Origin of the sequence: Methyloversatilis universalis FAM5, assembly GCF_000214035.2 — a bacterium.
GTDB classification, from domain to species: Bacteria; Pseudomonadota; Gammaproteobacteria; order Burkholderiales; family Rhodocyclaceae; genus Methyloversatilis; species Methyloversatilis universalis.
Genome location: NZ_AFHG01000023.1, coordinates 1 through 213, shown reverse-complemented (window position 1 = coordinate 213; position 213 = coordinate 1). Strand labels below are relative to the sequence as shown.

The 213-nt window shown below is 71.4% G+C and carries 1 protein-coding gene; it reads right to left on the bottom strand.

Annotated elements, in window-relative coordinates; all coding sequences use genetic code 11:
* The coding region (locus tag METUNV1_RS00105; RefSeq protein ID WP_043358680.1) for a hypothetical protein at positions 1-213 on the bottom strand (213 nt) is incomplete at both ends.

Sequence of the window (213 nt, the reverse complement as noted above, 5' to 3'; positions counted from 1 at the left end):
TTCTTCGCTGCCGGCTTCGCAGCGGCCTTCGCCGGTGCAGCCTTCTTCGCTGCCGGCTTCGCAGCGGCCTTCGCCGGTGCAGCCTTCTTCGCTGCCGGCTTCGCAGCGGCCTTCGCCGGTGCAGCCTTCTTCGCCGCCGGCTTCGCGGCAGCCTTCGCCGGTGCAGCCTTCTTCGCTGCCGGCTTCGCGGCAGCCTTCGCCGGTGCAGCCTTC